At 69.7% G+C, this 15,588-nt stretch carries 15 protein-coding genes; 5 read left to right on the top strand and 10 right to left on the bottom strand.

From position 1 onward, the window contains the following. Window positions 1-12: 12 nt before the first annotated feature. From AABA78_RS09230 to AABA78_RS09205, 6 genes are all read right to left on the bottom strand, one after another. Window positions 13-1,143, bottom strand: coding sequence for a spore photoproduct lyase family protein (locus tag AABA78_RS09230; RefSeq protein ID WP_338262616.1), 1,131 nt, complete (start codon window positions 1,141-1,143; stop codon window positions 13-15). A gap of 86 nt (window positions 1,144-1,229) precedes the next feature. After that, window positions 1,230-2,996 carry a glycoside hydrolase family protein gene (locus tag AABA78_RS09225; RefSeq protein WP_338262615.1) on the bottom strand — a complete coding sequence of 589 codons (1,767 nt, stop codon included), beginning with the start codon at window positions 2,994-2,996 and terminating at the stop codon, window positions 1,230-1,232. A 115-nt stretch (window positions 2,997-3,111) separates the two neighbouring features. Further along, window positions 3,112-4,230, bottom strand: a complete 1,119-nt coding sequence (locus AABA78_RS09220) for an aldo/keto reductase (protein WP_338262614.1) — start codon at window positions 4,228-4,230, stop codon at window positions 3,112-3,114. 99 nt (window positions 4,231-4,329) lie between these two features. Continuing rightward, window positions 4,330-4,914, bottom strand: a complete 585-nt coding sequence (locus tag AABA78_RS09215; RefSeq protein WP_338262613.1) for a TetR/AcrR family transcriptional regulator — start codon at window positions 4,912-4,914, stop codon at window positions 4,330-4,332. 63 nt (window positions 4,915-4,977) lie between these two features. Next, the gene (locus tag AABA78_RS09210) at window positions 4,978-6,774 is read right to left on the bottom strand and encodes an amidase (RefSeq protein WP_338262612.1); all 1,797 of its coding nucleotides are present in this window, start codon (window positions 6,772-6,774) and stop codon (window positions 4,978-4,980) included. 48 nt (window positions 6,775-6,822) lie between these two features. Next, window positions 6,823-7,542, bottom strand: coding sequence for a sterol desaturase family protein (locus tag AABA78_RS09205; RefSeq protein ID WP_338262610.1), 720 nt, complete (start codon window positions 7,540-7,542; stop codon window positions 6,823-6,825). A 132-nt stretch (window positions 7,543-7,674) separates the two neighbouring features. Between AABA78_RS09205 and AABA78_RS09200 the strand changes: the two genes are divergently transcribed. Continuing rightward, the gene (locus AABA78_RS09200) at window positions 7,675-8,526 is read left to right on the top strand and encodes a hypothetical protein (RefSeq protein ID WP_171416979.1); all 852 of its coding nucleotides are present in this window, start codon (window positions 7,675-7,677) and stop codon (window positions 8,524-8,526) included. 15 nt (window positions 8,527-8,541) lie between these two features. On the opposite strand, the gene AABA78_RS09195 is transcribed toward AABA78_RS09200, so the two are convergent. The 4 genes from AABA78_RS09195 to AABA78_RS09180 all read right to left on the bottom strand — a co-directional run bounded on the left by AABA78_RS09195 (window position 8,542) and on the right by AABA78_RS09180 (window position 11,020). Then, the gene (locus AABA78_RS09195) at window positions 8,542-9,021 is read right to left on the bottom strand and encodes a DUF4126 family protein (RefSeq protein WP_338262607.1); all 480 of its coding nucleotides are present in this window, start codon (window positions 9,019-9,021) and stop codon (window positions 8,542-8,544) included. A 217-nt stretch (window positions 9,022-9,238) separates the two neighbouring features. Continuing rightward, a complete protein-coding gene (locus AABA78_RS09190; RefSeq protein ID WP_338262605.1) occupies window positions 9,239-9,691 on the bottom strand; it encodes a type II toxin-antitoxin system RatA family toxin in 453 nt (150 codons plus the stop codon). Next, window positions 9,688-10,128, bottom strand: coding sequence for a group II truncated hemoglobin (locus AABA78_RS09185; RefSeq protein ID WP_338262604.1), 441 nt, complete (start codon window positions 10,126-10,128; stop codon window positions 9,688-9,690). The genes AABA78_RS09190 and AABA78_RS09185 overlap by 4 nt, the downstream gene beginning before the upstream one ends. 7 nt (window positions 10,129-10,135) lie before the next feature. Continuing rightward, on the bottom strand, window positions 10,136-11,020 hold the full coding sequence (locus AABA78_RS09180; RefSeq protein WP_338262603.1) for a 5'-3' exonuclease: 885 nt from the start codon (window positions 11,018-11,020) through the stop codon (window positions 10,136-10,138). A gap of 250 nt (window positions 11,021-11,270) precedes the next feature. Between AABA78_RS09180 and AABA78_RS09175 the strand changes: the two genes are divergently transcribed. The 4 genes from AABA78_RS09175 (at window position 11,271) to AABA78_RS09160 (ending at window position 15,583) form a co-directional block, all read left to right on the top strand. Next, window positions 11,271-11,633: a DUF4398 domain-containing protein gene (locus AABA78_RS09175; RefSeq protein ID WP_171416972.1), complete on the top strand. Its 363-nt coding sequence runs from the start codon at window positions 11,271-11,273 to the stop codon at window positions 11,631-11,633. Window positions 11,634-11,666: 33 nt separating this feature from the next. Then, entirely contained in the window at window positions 11,667-12,950 is a 1,284-nt protein-coding gene (locus tag AABA78_RS09170) for an OmpA family protein (protein ID WP_338262602.1), read from the top strand. Window positions 12,951-13,061: 111 nt separating this feature from the next. Then, window positions 13,062-14,663 carry a sensor histidine kinase gene (locus tag AABA78_RS09165; protein WP_338262601.1) on the top strand — a complete coding sequence of 534 codons (1,602 nt, stop codon included), beginning with the start codon at window positions 13,062-13,064 and terminating at the stop codon, window positions 14,661-14,663. Next, entirely contained in the window at window positions 14,660-15,583 is a 924-nt protein-coding gene (locus AABA78_RS09160; RefSeq protein WP_338262600.1) for a response regulator, read from the top strand. The genes AABA78_RS09165 and AABA78_RS09160 overlap by 4 nt, the downstream gene beginning before the upstream one ends. Window positions 15,584-15,588 lie beyond the last annotated feature (5 nt).

Genomic DNA, 15,588 nt, shown 5'->3' with positions numbered 1-15,588 from the left:
CCAGCGGCCTCGTCAGAAGGCGTACCGCACGCGGCAGTACGGCAGGTGCCTGGCGAGCAGGGCCTTGAACTCCGCCACGTGGCGGCCCTTGAATCCGGTGCGGTAGCGCACGTTGACGCCGCCCCCCTGGGACACCTTCGTCTCCTGGATTTCAGGCCGCCACAGCAGCTCCTCCGCCTTCGGGTGCCAGCCCAGGTTCACCTCGTGCAGGCCCGCGTTGTGCGTGAGGAAGATGATCTCGCATGCGAGCTGCTTCTTCGCTCGCTCGCCGATGGCCGCGTCCACCTGCTGGAACAGCTCCACGTAGCCGTCCTGCCAGCCCTCGTGGAGGATGACGGGGGAGAAGTTGAGGTGTACCTCGTAGCCGGCCGCCACGAAGTCGTCGATGGCGGCGATGCGCTCCGCGATGGGGCTGGTGCGCACGTCCAGCAGCTTCGCCGGCGCATGCGGCATCAGGCTGAAGCGGATGCGCGTTCTGCCCTTCGGCTCGTAGGTGAGCAGCTCGCGGTTGACCAGCTTGGTGGCGAAGCTGGCCTTGGCGTTGGGCAGCGTGGTGAACAGCCGCACCAGGTCCCGCACGTTGTCGCTGATGGCCGCGTCCGCCGAGCAGTCGCTGTTGCACCCGATGTCGTAGACCCACGCGTGCGGGTCCACGGTGTTGGGCTCCAGCTTGGGCCCGCGCTTGTGCGCGTGCTTGCGGATGGCTTCCTGGAGCCGGGCGATGTTCACGAACACCGTCACGGGGTTCGCGTAGCCCTTGTTGCGCGGCACGTAACAGTACGCGCACGCCATCACGCAGCCGTTCGCGGTGGAGGGCGCGATGAAGTCCGAGCTGCGGTCGTTGGCGATGAAGGACAGCGTCTTCTTCACGCCCAGCACCAGGGTGCTGCCCTTGATGCGGTTCCAGGCCTCCACGTTGCCTTCGTTGCCAAAGAGGCCGGGGATGCGCTGGTGGGAGACCACCTCCACCTGCTCCGCGTCCGGGTAGCGCGCCAGAATCTCCCGCCCACGCGCGTACTCCCTCACGGCGGGCTCTAGATAGATGCGCGACACCTTCAGCAGCCGGTCGAGCGGGCCAGGGCCCTCGGGGACGGCGGCAGGGCGCGGGGCGGGTTCCGGGAGGAAGAGGTCCAGGTTCGTCACGCGGTGGATGTAACCGCGTTCCGGCTCGCATGCACTCGCGGTGGCCCACCGTGATGCCGGGCGGGCCACCGGACAGGCGCCTGCTGTCAGCGCTCGGACGGAACGACGGGGCCCTGGGAGAGGCGCTCGGGGGCGTCCAGCTCCCGCCACAAGGCCTCCGGCAACGGAACCGGTGCGTTCAGCGCGGCCGCCACGCTGGCGGTGGGCGCGTAGACGCGGTGGTTGTTCACGCGGAAGTCGCTGTCCTCCACGGTGGAGATGACCGCCGCGCGCCCCAGGTCGTTGATGGGCGGCCCGTCCGCGCGGAACGCGACGCGGTCCACGAGCAGCAGCTCCGCGGCGCCGGGCGGTGTCACCCAGACGGTGTAGCGCTGCGCGAGCAGGTCCACGTTCATGCGGAAGTGGTACGTCTGGCCGCGCACGTACGGCACGCGACGGATCCACGAGTAGCCCGCGCCGTTGCGCACCTGGAAGATGCCGTCCTCGCTCATGCGCAGCGCCATGTTCAGCCGGTTGAAGGCCGTGACCTCCGTGGAGCTGTCCGTCCAGCCCACCACGCCGCCGCCCAGGTTGTCCCGAAGCGGCGTGAGGTCGAACTCCACGATGCGGACGCCCGTGTTGCTCGTGCCCAGCAGGTGCTGGCTGCGCGGAAGGCTCAGCTTCGAGTACCAGGGGTAGTTGGGGCGCGGGTTGAAGCGCAGCAGCGCCTCCAGGAAGTAGTAGTCGCCGTAGATGAGGCTGACGTTGATCTCCTGGCCCGCCGGGTAGTTGCCCACGCCGTGCAGCAACAGGCCCGGGCTGTTGGTGCCCTGCGCCAGGTACGCGGGCGAAGCCAGCGAGTCGAGCATGGCCAGCGCGGCGTTGCGGTAGGTCGTGCGCCGGGTGGCGTCCGTCTCCAGGGTGCTCAACTCCAGCAGCGCGGAGGCGACGACGGCCGCGGCGGAGGAATCCTTGGACTGGCTGGGGGCGTTGAAGTCCCAGTTGGGCACGCGGTCCGCGGGCAGGTTCGCCAGGTAGTAGTCCGTCACGCGGCGGGCCGCGGTGAGGAAGCGCGCGTCCTGTGTGTAGCGGTACACCATCGTGAAGCCGTAGATGAGCCACGCCTGCCCGCGCGCCCAGGTGGAGGTGGTGGAGTAGCCCTGGAAGGTGCCCCGCGAACGGATGGTGCCGTTGTTGTTGTAGTCCACGTAGTGGAACGAGCTGCCATTGGTGCGCACCGCGTCCTGGAGCGTGCGGAGCGCGTGGTTCACCGCCATGGTGCGCCACACCGCGGGGCCGCCGTTCTGCGCGCCCCAGAGCAGCAGCTCGATGTCCATCATCGTGTCGGTGACGAGCGGGATGTTCCAGTTCGGGTTCCAATCACAACACTTGATGATGCCGACGGTGCTGTTGTAGCGCGTGGCCAGCGACGCGGCGGAGGTGAGCAGCACGTCGCGGTAGTAGGGGTCGCCGGTGAGCCGCCAGGCATTGCCGTAGCTGTTGTACATCTTGAAGCCCAGGTCGTGCGTCTCCGTGTTGGTCTTCTGGACCTCCAGGGGACGCGTCCACATGTCCGCGCGGTCGCGCCAGTAGGGCTCGTTGGCGACCTGGAACATGAACCACATGCTCCCGGGGAAGAAGCCCTGGGTCCACGCGATGCGGTCCGTGTTGGCCACCGTGGTCCACGTCCCGTTGGACAGGGACGCCTTGGGCGAGCGGTTCACGCTGGGCAGCTCAAGAATCGTGTCCGCGAGCTGCGCGCGGGCGAAGGTGAACACGCGCACCGCGTCCGCGTCCGTGAAGGCATTCGCCACCGGCGCCACCAGCAATGCCAACATCCACCACAGCTTCACTCCCGGCATGGACAATCGCATACACCCTCCTCGGTCTGACAGGCGCGGAAGGTGCCGGTGTGCCACCCTGAGGGCCAGTGGCCCGGGGTCGCAAGCGTCCCGTCCCCCCCACCCTGGCGGAGGGACGGGATGTGCCCTATCCGACCCGGGGCGCCGTCCCGGTGAACACGGGCTGCGTGTAGCCTGCGGGCTTGTCCCCCACGGCGGCGTGGCCGTGCAGGTTGAGCTGATAGGGATTGGAGAACATCCCGTGGGGGAACGGCACGGGCGGCGCGCTGGCCTCGTCCAACTGGCGGCGCAGCCCTTCGGGGATCGTGAAGTCGAGCGCCGCGAGGTTGCCGTCCAGTTGCTTGGGATTGGTGGCACCGATGATGACCGACCCCACCCCGGGCTGCGTGGCCACCCAGTTGAGCGCCACCTGGGACATGTCGCGGCCCAGCTCCCTGGACACCTGCTCCAGCGCGGCGACGATGCGCCAGTTGCGCTCCGTGAACAGGCCCAGCTGCTGGCCGCCCACGGCGGAGGTGAGGCGGCCATCACCCTGGGCGCCGGCTTCGCTCGGCCGGTACTTGCCTGAGAGCAGGCCACTGCCCAGCGGACTCCAGGTGGTGATGCCCAGGCCCAGCGTTTGCGCCAGCGGCACGTACTCGTGCTCCAGGCTGCGCTCCACCAGCGAGTACTGGAGCTGGAGGTTGATGAGCGGCGTGAGCGCGTGCGCCTCCGCCCAGGTCTGCGCGCGCGCCGCGTACCAGGACGGCACGTCGGACAGGCCCGCGTAGCGGATCTTCCCCGCGCGCACGAGGTCGTCGAACGTGCGGACCACCTCCTCCGCCGGGGTGAGCCGGTCCCAGGTGTGCAGCAGGTACAGGTCGATGTAGTCCGTGCGCAGCCGCTTCAGGGACGCCTCCACCGCGCGCAGCATGTTCTTGCGGCTGTTGCCGCCCGCGTTCGGGTCCCCCGGCCGGGTGGCGTTGTACGTGTACTTGGTGGTGAGGACGACGCGGTCCCGGTCGCCGCGCTCCTCCAAGAACCTGCCGATGAGCGTCTCGCTGGTGCCGTGGGTGTAGAGGTCGGCGGTGTCCACGAAGTTGCCGCCCGCGTCCAGGTAGCGGTGGAACAGCGTCCGGGACACGTCCTCCGTGGAGCCCCAGGGGCCGCCGTACGTCCCCTCCTTCCCGAACGTCATCGTGCCCAGCGACAGCGGGCTGACGCGCAGCCCCGAACGGCCCAGCAGGTAGTAGCGATCCATCGACATGATGTGACTCCCTTCCAGCGACCTATCTGGACTGAACAATCCAGATTCAGGCATGTGAAGACGGCGCGCGGGGCTTCCCGCGCGGTGGAACCGTGAGCGCTACCGGGCCTTGAGGCCCGCGAGGGTGAAGTCCACGACGTCGCGCAGGGCCTCGGGCGGGGTGCCGGCCTTGGCGCTCAGGCGCAGGCCACCGATGGCGGCCAGGAGGAAGCTGGCGGCGACGCGGGCGTCCAGCTTCGGGCTGAGCTCGCCCTTGCGCTGGGCCTCCTTCACGACGCGCTCCAGCGCGCCATGGCCCACGGCGCCGCCGGTCTTGAGCAGCGTGGCGACCTCCGCGTCCGCGTGCGCCAGCTCCGCGGTGGCGTTCACGGAGAGGCAGCCCCGGGCTCGGGCCTTCTGGGTGCCGTTGGGGATGGAGAGGAGGTACTCGCGGATGGCGCCCAGGGGCGACGGGTGGGCGCGCAGGCACTCCATCAGGTGGGCGCTGTACTCCGCCTGGTAGGCGCGCAGGGCCTCCAGGTAGAGGCCGTGCTTGTCCCCGAAGGTGTCGTACATGCTCTGCCGGCCAATGCCCATGGCGCGCAGCAGGTCATCCGTGGAGGTGGCCTCGTAGCCCTGCTCCCAGAAGACCTGCATCGCCCGGCGAACCGCCTCGTCGCGGTCGAACTCCTTCGTGCGTGCCATGCCCCCTACGTAATGATTCTGGACTGACCTGTCAAAACAATCAGCCCGGGGCCTTGTCAGCGCCTAGAAGCCGGGCGGGCGCTCCCCGGCGACTCCGGACGCGCGCTCCAGGGCGAGGCCCACGCGACCCAGGGTGCCCTCGTCGAAGAGCTGGCCAATGAGCGTGACGCCGTGGGGGACTCGGCGCGGGGTGGCGAAGGTGGGCACGGGGCGCTTCGGGTCCGGGGCCCAGTCGCTGCGGGCCTTGGACACCTCCACGAAGCCGGTGCGCAGCGTGAGCGACGGGTGGCCCGTGTGGTTGGTGATGGTGAGGGCCTCATCGCGCAGGGACGGCACGAGCAGCACGTCCACCTGCGACATGATGCGCGCCATCTCCTGGGCCACCTTGCGGCGCAGCCGGTCCGCCTGGACGTAGTCCACCGCGGACAGGAAGCGGGACTGACGGAAGAGGTTGGGCCACGCGTCGGGCGTCTGCATCTTCAGCGCGTCCACGCCGTGGGTGAGCGTGAGCTCCTCGAAGGCGGCGGCGGCCTCCGCGAAGAGGATGACGTTGAGGGTGGAGTACGGCCAGTCGGGGAACTGGACCTCCACGGGCGTCAGCCCCAGTCCCTTGAGCTTCTCCAGCGCCGCGCGGTCCACGTCCGTGGCGGGGCTCTCCTTCATCCACGCGGGCACGTAGCCCACGCGCAGGCCCTTCACGCCCGCGTTCGCGTCGAAGTCCAGCTTCGCGGGCACGCTCGCCACGTCGCCCGCGTCCGGGCCGTTGAGCGCGGCGAGCACCAGCAGCGAGTCCTCCACCCCGCGCGTCATGGGCCCCAGCTTGTCCAGCGACCAGCACAGCGTCATCGCGCCCGTGCGCGGCACGCGGCCGTAGGTGGGGCGCAGGCCGGTGATGCCGCAGCGCATGGACGGCGAAATGATGCTGCCGCCCGTCTCGCTGCCCAGGGAGAAGCCCACGAGCCCGGCCGCCGTCGCCGCGCCCGGCCCCGCGCTGCTGCCCGAAGAGCCCTCCTCCAGCAGCCACGGGTTCTTCGTCTCGCCGCCAAACCAGACGTCGTTGAGCGCGAGCGCGCCCAGGCTGAGCTTCGCCACCAGCACGGCGCCCGCGCGGTGCAGCCGGGCCACGGCGGCGGCGTCGGTGGTGGGCACGCGGTCGCGGAAGGGCTCGGCGCCGTAGGTGGTGCGGATGCCCGCGGTGTCCACCAGGTCCTTGGCTCCCCAGGGGATGCCGTGCAGCGGCCCCTTGTAGCGGCCCGCCGCGAGGTCCCGGTCCGCCTGGCGGGCCTGCTGGAGCGCCAGCTCCTCCGTCAGCGTGATGACGCACTGGAGCTTCGGGTCATGGCGCTTCAGCCGCGCGAGGTAGAGCTGCGTGAGCCGCTCCGACGTGATGGCGCGCGACTCCACCCAGCGCGACAGCTGCGTGAGCGGCGCGAAGGCGATGTCCTCCTCCTTCGCGGGCAGCGGCACCTTCGCGTCGCGGCTGCGCACGAAGCGGTCCTTCGCGGGAGCCGTCGGCTTGAGCCCCGGCAGCGAGGGGTTCCATTGCGAGGCGGGCGACAGCTCGGGCTCCAGCGCGAGCTTGCGTGGACCGGTGCGGCGCTCGTGCAACGGCGCCAGGGACACGCGCCAGTTGCCGGCGGCCTGGGTGCGCTCGGCGGGCGTGAGCTGGACCTGCATCAGCTTTTCGGCTTCCGCGAAGGTGGTGGGGCTGACCTCCGGGCCCACCGTGGGGCCCGCGCCGAACGTGGGCGGCGCGCCAGCCGGGGGTGCGGACGTGCCCGCGTCCGGCGCCGCGGAGACAGCGGTGCTCGCGAGTCCAATCACGGTGTGGGTCAGGAACTGACGACGCGAGCTGGCCATGGCTTGAACCTCACGGATGAAGCGAAGGGGGCGCCAGTGTGCCACCTCCTACGAGCGGTGCACGTCGCGGAAGGCGAGCATGTCCCCCAGCCGCTGCTCCTTCGCGTCGTCGAAGCCGCACGTGGCGTCCCAGGCGGCAGGGTTCTCGTAGGTGCCGAACAGCATGTCCCAGACGGGGAGGTCGCCGTAGTTGTTCCGGTGCTTGCCGTACTCGTGGTGGATGCGGTGCATCTCCGGCCGCTGGAAGAACCAGCCCACCCAGCGCGGGGTGCGGATGTTGGTGTGGTAGAAGTATTCGCCCAGCGCGCAGCAGGCCGTGTAGATGGCGCCCGCCGCCGGGCTCAACCCCAGCACCGTGTAGACGAGCAGCCCGCCAATGAGGCTGTTGGCCGCCATCTCCAGCGGGTGCTTGTAGAAGCTGGTGATGACCTCCAGCCGCCGCGGGCTGTGGTGGATTTGATGGAACAGCCGCCAGAGCACGTCGCTCTCGTGGCGGGCTCGGTGCCACCAGTAGAAGACGAACGTGGCGATGAGGTAGGCCAGCACCCCGCCCGCCACCGGGCCCACGTGCCGGGACAGGTGGAAGAGCGAGGACGCGGAGAACCACCGGTCCCAGGTGTACCCGCCCAGCACCACCACGCCCACCTGCGCCAGGTTGATGAGCACCACGCGCAGGTGCCAGCCGCGCACCCGGGGCAGCTTCCAGCCCAGGGGGAGTTGCTCGATGAGAAGACAGACACCCGCGATGAGGACGAGCCAGGGCAGCATGGAAATCCTTTCCGTGAATGCGGACCGGTCCCTTCTACGAATGACGCCCCCGCGGATGTCTTTTCGCCCGGGCGGACACTGTCACCTGGGAGGATGGGGACGGAAGGGACGGCGGCTGGCATCCTCCCGGGCATGGCGAGGAACAGCACCCTGACGGCGCGGTTGGGCTACATCGACACGCAGGCCACCTTCGTGCAGGCGGCCCTGCTCGCGGCGCATGGAGCCGGGGCTCGCGCGGGCGGCTTCCGCGTGTCGGACGTGCGCTTCTTCTTCCTCTTGTTCACCAACTGGGTGGAGCACGACGTCACCCGGCCCTCGCAGGACATCGACCTGACGCAGGTGCGGCGCACGCTGGAGCGGCTGGTGCGCGCGGGGCACGCGGAGGCGAGCACCAGCGCTCCGGTGAAGGGGCTGCCCCGGGGACGCCGCTACGTGCTCACGGGGGAAGGGCTGTGCTCGCTGGCGGAAGGGCTGGCCGCGCGGGAGCGGGCGCCGCTGGAGGAGGCGCTGTTCGCGGTCTGCTTCGCGGCGAGCTACCGGGACGCGGTGCTGTCGCGCGTGGAGGGCCGGGCCAAGGCGTTGTCTCCTGCGGTGCGCCGGCGCGTGGAGCGGGCGTTGGATCCGCTGCGGCTCGTGAAGGAGGCGCAGCGCACGTCGGCGGCGGTGCTCGCGGACCTGGAGGAGCGGGTGGAGGCGGGCCTGCGGTACGAGGAACAGTCGCGCAAGGCGCTGGCCCGCGCGGAGCCCGTGGCGGAGGTGGTGCGCGCGCTGGAGGCAGCGGGTTCGTACCAGCTGCACCGGGTGCGTCCGCTGGGTGAGGTGTTGCTCACGCTGCCGGAGGACCTGCGTCAGTTCGAATTGACGGAAGGCATGGGCCTGCGCTCGCGGCTGCTCTTCGCGCCCCTGGCGGAGCGGGCGCGGGCGGAGCACGCGGTGCTGACGCGGCTGGAGGCGCGGCTCACCGCGGGCAGGACGCCAGGGTGAGCCGCGGGCTGGGCCCTAGCGCAGTGCCCGGGTGAGGCGCGCGCCCAGCGCCAGCGTCAGGCCATCCTCGATGAGGCCCGCGGCCAGGGCGGGCACGCGCAGCCGGAGCGTGACGAAGCGGCGGAGGCCATAGAAGGCGTAGCTGGAGGCGACGGCGGCCACGGCTCCGACGAGCGCGAAGCCAATCCTCGGGCCCTTGCGGTCGCGCGACACGGCGGCGCCGGTGATGGCGCCGGAGAGGATGCGGCCCGTCAGGGGCGCGAGCTTGATACGCGGCGGGGTCGTGGGCGCCTTGTCCCCCACCAGCTCTCCGAGCGCGAGGACGCCCAGGCGTTTCGCCACCTTCTTCGACGTGAGGCCCGGCAGGGCGCGTTTCAGCGCGCGGGGCGGCTTGCGAGACAGCTCGCGCGTGAGGAGCGCGGGCGCCGTCATGCTCCGCATCCCGGCGAGGACGCCGAAGCCCGCCGCCGTCCACAGGTCATTGTTCGTTCGCATGGGTCCAACCCCCAGCCGCGTGGTGAAAACTGGAGGGTGGGCGCGCTACGCCTGTCCGGCCACCGTCAGGCGGGCAGGCACTCAGGCGGCCGGCGTGCCGGGAGGCGCGGGTTGCGTTGGCACGCGCAGCATCAGTCCCGCCACGACCAACACCGTGAGCATCCACTCCTTCTCCTCGAACGGGGGCCGGCTGTGGCTGCGTGCTCATCCCGCGAGGCTATGCCGCGCCGGGGACACCCGCGTCCAGCCGCCGCTTCAGGTCCTTCAGCCGTCCCCGGACCTCGCGGGTCAGGGTCCACTTCAAGAGCGGCGTGAGCCAGCCGAAGGGACGCCGCAGCTCAAAGGCATACGTGAAGGTGACGCGCGTGACGCCGGGGCCGTCCTCGTCGAACCGCCACGAGCCCGCGAAGCTCTCGAACAGGCGCGGGCCCCGCGTCATCTTCACCGCCGTGACGGCGGGCGGCTGGAAGGACACGTACTGCGTCTCCATCCCCAGCCCGTGCCACGACACGCACCAGGCCTTCACGCCGGGCCCGGCCTCGGTCGCGCCGTCCATCAGCACCGCCTCGCGCAGGAACGTGTCCCAGACGAGCCGCTGCCCGTAGTCCTGCGTGTACGCGAAGACGCGCTCGCGCGGACAGGTGATGCGGATGGACTCGGTGAACCTCATCCTTCCGTGTTGCGCAGGAAGTCCGCCACCTGGGCGAAGCGGTCGTCCAGGAAGCCGCGCAGGCCGCCAGTGATGCCTCGCTGGTCCATGGCCTTGCGCATGCAGCGCAGCCACGCGTCCCGCATCCCCGTGTCCACCGGCAGGTGCCCGTGGCGCATGCGCAGCCGGGGGTGGCCGTGCGTCGCGCTGTAGTGCTGCGGCCCGCCCAGCCAGCCCACCAGGAACATGCCGAAGCGCTGGCGCGTACCCCGGTTCACCTTTCCCTGCGAGTCCAGCTCGTGGATGGCCGCGAGCGCGGGCTCCTCCGCGTCCATCACGTCGTAGAAGGCCTCCGCCAGCGCGTGCACGGCCTCCTCGCCGCCCATGCGGGTGAAGGGGGTGTCGTCCAGCGTGGGGACCCAGCCGTCCGACGGCGGGGGCTTCAATTCCATGCTCATGGCTTCCTCATGCCGCCCAGCGCTTCGGCCGGCGCTGGAGGCTCTTCAATCCCAATCCTTCACAGAACGCCTTGAAGCGCGCTTCCGGCACGCCCTTCCACTCCAGGTCCGCGAGCGACGCCGTGCCCGGCAGCGGCGCGTCCTCCACCAGCGTGGCCAGCGTGCGGTACAGCCGCGCGTCTTCACGGTGCGCCTTCAGCGTCGCCGCCAGCTTGTCCGCGCCCCGCACCTTCACCGTCCACTCCGCCGCGCTGTCCGGGATGGCCTCCAGGTGCCCATACGCCTGGAGCACCGCCGCCGCGCCCTTCGCCCCGAAGCCCGGCAGCCCGGGGATGCCGTCCGCGTCGTCGCCCATCAGTGCCAGCAGGTCCGGCACGCTCTGGGGCGCCACGCCCAGCTTCGCCATCACGCCCTCCGCGTCCATCACCTTCTGCTGCCGCCGGTCCACCTGCACCACGCGCTGGCCGCGCACGCACTGGCCCAGGTCCTTGTCCGGCGTGAGCAGCCGCACCTGCTCCACCTCGCCCGCCCAGCGCGCCGCCGCGGTGGCCAGCGCGTCGTCCGCCTCCTGGTCCTTCATGGACCAGACGCGCACGCCCAGCGCCGCAACGGCTTCCTCGACGAGGTCGAACTGCGCGCGCAGCTCCGGCGGCACGCCCTCGTCCCCTTTGTAACCAGCGAACAGCGCGTTGCGGAACGAGCGGATGGGGTTGTCGAACGCGACCGCCACGTGCGTCACGGCCTCCTGCTCGTCGTGCAGGAGGGCGAGCAGCGAGTCCATCACGCCCGCCGTGGCCTTCACGTCGCGTCCATCCGGCGCGGTGGTGCCCGGCCGGGGCGAGTAGTGGGCCCGGTACAGCTCATACGTGCCGTCCACGAGGTGCAGGCGCATGTTCCCCCTCTAGCGTCCCTCCCGCCGCACGGCCAGCGGCCTGTACGCGGCCCCGGTGGGAACCCGCCCTGCGCGGCATCTGCCGCTTGTGCGCCTCGTTCCCTACACGACGCCTGTCAACCCCCTTGGCCAGCGTGCCTGGCGGGGACGGGTCGCCGATGCCGACTGGCGGCACACCGCCCATTTTCTGACCGACTCCCTCTGGGCCGCGCCGGAGCGTCCCAGCATTTCCACCGGCATGAGGTGATCCATGCGCCCGAAGCTGTTCGCCGCCGCCCTGCTCTGTGTCGCGGCCCTTGGCTGTGCAAGCACGCAGGTGATTCCCACGTCCACCCATCAGCAGCGCGTCCAGGCGGAGGCGGCGCTGCGCTCGGCGGAGAACTCGCAGGCCCCGAACGTGCCGGAGGCCGCGCGGCACCTGGAGTTCGCCCGCCAGCAGATCGCCGACGGTGAGCGGCTGATTCAGGAGGGCGAGCAGGAGGCCGCGGAGCTGCGCTTCCGCCAGGCGGCGGCGGACGCGGACCTGGCGGCGGCGCTGGCCCGGGCGGTGCCCCTGAAGAACGAGGCGCGGCGGGCTTCCGAGCAGGTCGAGTCCATCCGCGGCGGTCAGTGAGTCCCCCACCTCTAGCCTTGTGAGGAGCGAGTCATGCAGCGTTGGAAACTTGGATGGTTGGCGGTGGCGGGAGCCTCCGCGCTCTCGGTGGGGTGTGCCCATGGGCCCCCGCCCAGTGAATTGACGGCGGCGCGCCAGGCCTATGACGAGGTGTCCAGGAGCGCCGAGGGCCGCGAGCGCCCCGCGGACGTGGCGGCGGCCCGCGCGGCCCTGCAGGAGGCGGAGAACGAGTACGCGGAGAGCAAGGGTTCGGTGAGGACGCGCTCGCTGGCGTACGTGGCCCTGCGCAAGGCGGAGATCGCCGAGGCGCGCGGCGAGGCGGACCTGGCCGCGCAGCAGCGGGCCCAGGCGGAGGCGACCCTGCGCCAGCAGCAGGAGTCGCGCGCGCAGACGCTGGCGCGTCAGCAGGAGGAGGAGCGCGCGAGGTACGAACAGCAGCGCCAGCTGTATGAGCAGCAGCGCCAGCAGTACGACGCCCAGCGCGCGCAGGAGGCCGAGCGGCTGCGCACGGCGGACGCGCAGCAGCGCCAGCAGCTGGAAGCGGAGATGCAGCGGCGCCAGGAGCAGCAGCAGGCGGAGGCGCAGCGGCTGGCGGAGCTCAACCAGCAGCTCCAGCAGCGCACGCAGGAGCTGGAGCAGGAGCGGCAGGCGCGGCTCCAGGCGGAGCAGCGCGCGTCGCAGGCGCTGACGCGGCTGCAGGACGAGAACGTGAAGGTGCGCGAGGAGGCGCGCGGCACGGTGGTGACGTTGTCAGGCAGCGTGCTCTTCGCGACGAACGCGACGGAGCTGTTGCCCGCGGCGCGCGACCGGCTGTCGGAGGTGGCGACGGCGCTGAAGGAGTCGAAGAATCCGTTGCTCATCGAGGGCCACACGGACTCGCGCGGCACGGATGACTACAACGAGCAGCTGTCGGAGCGCCGCGCGGAGAGCGTGCGGAACTTCCTGGTGAACCAGGGCGTGCCCGCGGAGCGCATCCAGATCCGCGGCATGGGTGAGGAGCGGCCGGTGGCCTCGAACAGCACGGCGGAGGGCCGCGCGAACAACCGCCGCGTGGAGATCGTGGTGGAGCGCAACGTGGCCGGAGCGCAGCCCTCGCGCACGGGCGGCGTGGGCGGCAGCGGTGGCCAGCAGCCGGAGCCCCGGGGCAACCATGAACAGGGCCAGAACGCGCAGCCGGAGAGCACGGGCGGCAGCGGCACGGAGCCTGAGCCGCACGGGGCGGGCATCGACTACCAGAGCCCGCAGCCGGAGCAGGGCTCGGGTGACGGTGCCGCACAGCAGCAGGTGCCGCAGCAGCCCATGGACCACGGGCAGTGACGGTGTGAAGGAGAGGGTTGGACCCGGGGGCTCGTCGCGGAAGGAACGCGGCGAGCCTCTGTTGCATCATCCGTGAGCAAGCACGCGTGCTTGGTGGAATGATGCCAAGCCATGAGATTCATCGAGGAGCTGAAGGAACATCTTCAGAACGTGCGATCGGCGCAGGACGGCCATCAGGCCCCGCTGCCGTTCATGCCAGATGCCAGATGGATTCGGGCTGAGTTCGTTCGACTCTTCGAACAGCTTGAGCGCACACAGCTTGCCCCAGAAAGCCTGAGGCACCTCCACCACGGGTGGAATCTGGATGACCGTGTGGTGAGCTTCGCCAGCAACCTCGCGATCCTGCTCCAAGAGGGCTTTCTGTGCGGTGAGCCTCGAGCGCTCGTTGAAGAGCATGTACGACTGGGAATGGCGCGTCACATGGGCCTCGACCTTCCGGCATCGTCTCTCGCACGCCAACTGGAGATTGACCGACTCGCCCACAAGGCTTGGCATCAGGCGCCTCCGCCAGGCACAGCGCAACTGAACAAGCTTGCGAAATACGCCTTGGAGATTCGTGCTGTGCGTAGGAAATCAAACCGGAATGAGGTGACTTCCATTGGAGAAGTCCTGCTGGCGCTGAGCGGACGTGATGCAATCCAGTGGCTCCTTCAAGTCGAAGCGGCCCAATCCATGGGACCTATCGACGACTGGCGATTGAGCAGAGAAACCGCTGAATATCTTCTTGGGCATCCGGAGGAGCTTCGTCCCGAGTTCGAATGGGAGTTGGAGGAGTACGCAATGGATCACTCCTGGGAAGCCATCCGGCGGCTCGGCACGCTCGGCATCCTGGAGTTCATCAACGAGATGAGAGATCTGTACGACATCGAGACTCCCTACCTCGGCTACAGGCTTCTGAATGAGGGGAAGCGCGTTCTGGAGTCCTTGCTGACGCCTACGGAATCACCCTTCTCCGTTCTTGCGGCCACGCTTAGTCAGGATGAATCACTGACTGCGTTGGAGAAAGAGGGCGGCGGAAAGCCCGGTCTCGACACGGTCTTCAACTCCTCTGCCATCGCCACCGCCCGGCAAGCCCGGCTGGTCGTCCACGAAATCCGGAACGCGCTCATCCCCGCGCAGGTCGCCCTAGGTTCGCTCTACAACTCCGTGGTCGGCAGTCAGGTCGAAGCGGAGGTCGTCCGCTTCCGTCCACGCATCGACCCCGGTATCGACCGCGCGCTGAAGTTCGTCACGGACCTGCTCAAGACTTCCGAACTGGCCGCACGCGCTCCCGAAGGCTTCGACGTTCTTCGAGTCCTCGCGGATGCAGTCGCCAGCCTCGCCACATCGCTGCGCATCCAGCTTCATGTGGCCCCGGATCTTCCCTCCCTGTCGGGCTACCGGGAGCGGTTCGTCCTCGCCATCGTCAACCTGCTGCGGAACGCCGAACAGGCTGGCGCCAAGCAGGTCCTCATCGAGAGCGCACTGGAAGCCAACAACCGGAACATCCTCCTGACCGTGGACGACGACGGCCCCGGCGTCCGCCCCGAGGACCGGGAGCGCATCTTCCAGCGCGGTATCTCCCTCCGCTCCGGTGGCGCGGGCGAAGGACTGGCCCTGGTCAAAGAGGTCGTCGAGATCGAACTGCACGGCAAGGTCGCCTGTGTGGACAAGCCCGATGGCGGTGCCCGTTTCCGGATGCGGCTGCCTGTGGCAGAGAGGACCCCACGATGACTCCTCCAGGCACCGTACTGGTCGTCGATGACGAGCGGCCCTTCTTCGAGACCTACCAGGACATCCTCGTCCCGGAGGGCTACCGCGTCGAATGGGCTCCCGACAAGAAGACCGCCCAGGCCCGCATCCAGGAGTCCTCCTGGGACGTCGTCGTGCTCGACCAGCGCCTCCAGGGTTCCTCAGGCGGCGACTCCGGCATCGACCTCATCTCGGAGATCGTCCTCACAGGCGCCAAGGTCATTGTCGCGACCGCCTACGCAGACGCGAAGATGATTGAACGGGCCTTCAAGGACGGCGCCTACGACTACCTGGAGAAGGTCCCCACCCTCCCCATGATGTTGCGCATCAAGGTGCGCAACGCCTCCGAGGCCGTCCGGGAGCGCCGCCTCGCCTCACTCACCCACGCCCAGCGGGAGAAGGAGATCCAGGACCTCTGGGCTGCCTGCCAGACTGAAACCAACGGCAACCGCAAGGGCCGCCTGCTGGAGGAACTCCTGGTCCTCCTGTTCAAGACCGTGCCCGGTTTGATGAACACCAGCACCAACCGGACCAGCGCGGACGAAGAGATCGACATCGTCATCCGCAACGAATCCCAGGACCCCTTCTGGGCCGGCGAGCGCAGCAGCTACATCCTCGTCGAGTGCAAGAACTGGTCGAAGCACGTAGGCCCCGGCGAGCTGATCATCTTCCGCGACAAGCTCGTGAACCGGGGTGGGCGCTGCCGCCTCGGCTTCTTCGTCGCGGCCGGAGGCTTCACCGAGGGCTTCCACACCCGCTCCGCCACCTTCCGGAAGGACGACCACCTGGTCGTCGCCATCGGCCCGACGGAACTGGACGCCCTGGTGCGTTCCACGAATCGCAACGAGACCTTCAAGAAGCTCCACGAAGACGCGGTCATGAGCGGGAACGGCCCGGCCTGACCCCG

This window comes from Corallococcus caeni, assembly GCF_036245865.1.
Lineage (GTDB): Bacteria > Myxococcota > Myxococcia > Myxococcales > Myxococcaceae > Corallococcus > Corallococcus caeni.
Note: the sequence above shows the minus strand (reverse complement) of the source record. Positions and strands in the feature narration are given on the sequence as shown.

Coding starts and splice junctions, on each gene's coding strand:
- AABA78_RS09175 (WP_171416972.1), top strand. CDS start 11,271: ATGCGCCCGAAGCTGTTCGCCGCCGCCCTGCTCTGTGTCGCGGCCCTT.
- AABA78_RS09220 (WP_338262614.1), bottom strand. CDS start 4,230: ATGTCGATGGATCGCTACTACCTGCTGGGCCGTTCGGGGCTGCGCGTC.
- AABA78_RS09165 (WP_338262601.1), top strand. CDS start 13,062: ATGAGATTCATCGAGGAGCTGAAGGAACATCTTCAGAACGTGCGATCG.
- AABA78_RS09180 (WP_338262603.1), bottom strand. CDS start 11,020: ATGCGCCTGCACCTCGTGGACGGCACGTATGAGCTGTACCGGGCCCAC.
- AABA78_RS09200 (WP_171416979.1), top strand. CDS start 7,675: ATGGCGAGGAACAGCACCCTGACGGCGCGGTTGGGCTACATCGACACG.
- AABA78_RS09160 (WP_338262600.1), top strand. CDS start 14,660: ATGACTCCTCCAGGCACCGTACTGGTCGTCGATGACGAGCGGCCCTTC.
- AABA78_RS09205 (WP_338262610.1), bottom strand. CDS start 7,542: ATGCTGCCCTGGCTCGTCCTCATCGCGGGTGTCTGTCTTCTCATCGAG.
- AABA78_RS09210 (WP_338262612.1), bottom strand. CDS start 6,774: ATGGCCAGCTCGCGTCGTCAGTTCCTGACCCACACCGTGATTGGACTC.
- AABA78_RS09215 (WP_338262613.1), bottom strand. CDS start 4,914: ATGGCACGCACGAAGGAGTTCGACCGCGACGAGGCGGTTCGCCGGGCG.
- AABA78_RS09195 (WP_338262607.1), bottom strand. CDS start 9,021: ATGCGAACGAACAATGACCTGTGGACGGCGGCGGGCTTCGGCGTCCTC.
- AABA78_RS09225 (WP_338262615.1), bottom strand. CDS start 2,996: ATGCGATTGTCCATGCCGGGAGTGAAGCTGTGGTGGATGTTGGCATTG.
- AABA78_RS09185 (WP_338262604.1), bottom strand. CDS start 10,128: ATGAGCATGGAATTGAAGCCCCCGCCGTCGGACGGCTGGGTCCCCACG.
- AABA78_RS09190 (WP_338262605.1), bottom strand. CDS start 9,691: ATGAGGTTCACCGAGTCCATCCGCATCACCTGTCCGCGCGAGCGCGTC.
- AABA78_RS09170 (WP_338262602.1), top strand. CDS start 11,667: ATGCAGCGTTGGAAACTTGGATGGTTGGCGGTGGCGGGAGCCTCCGCG.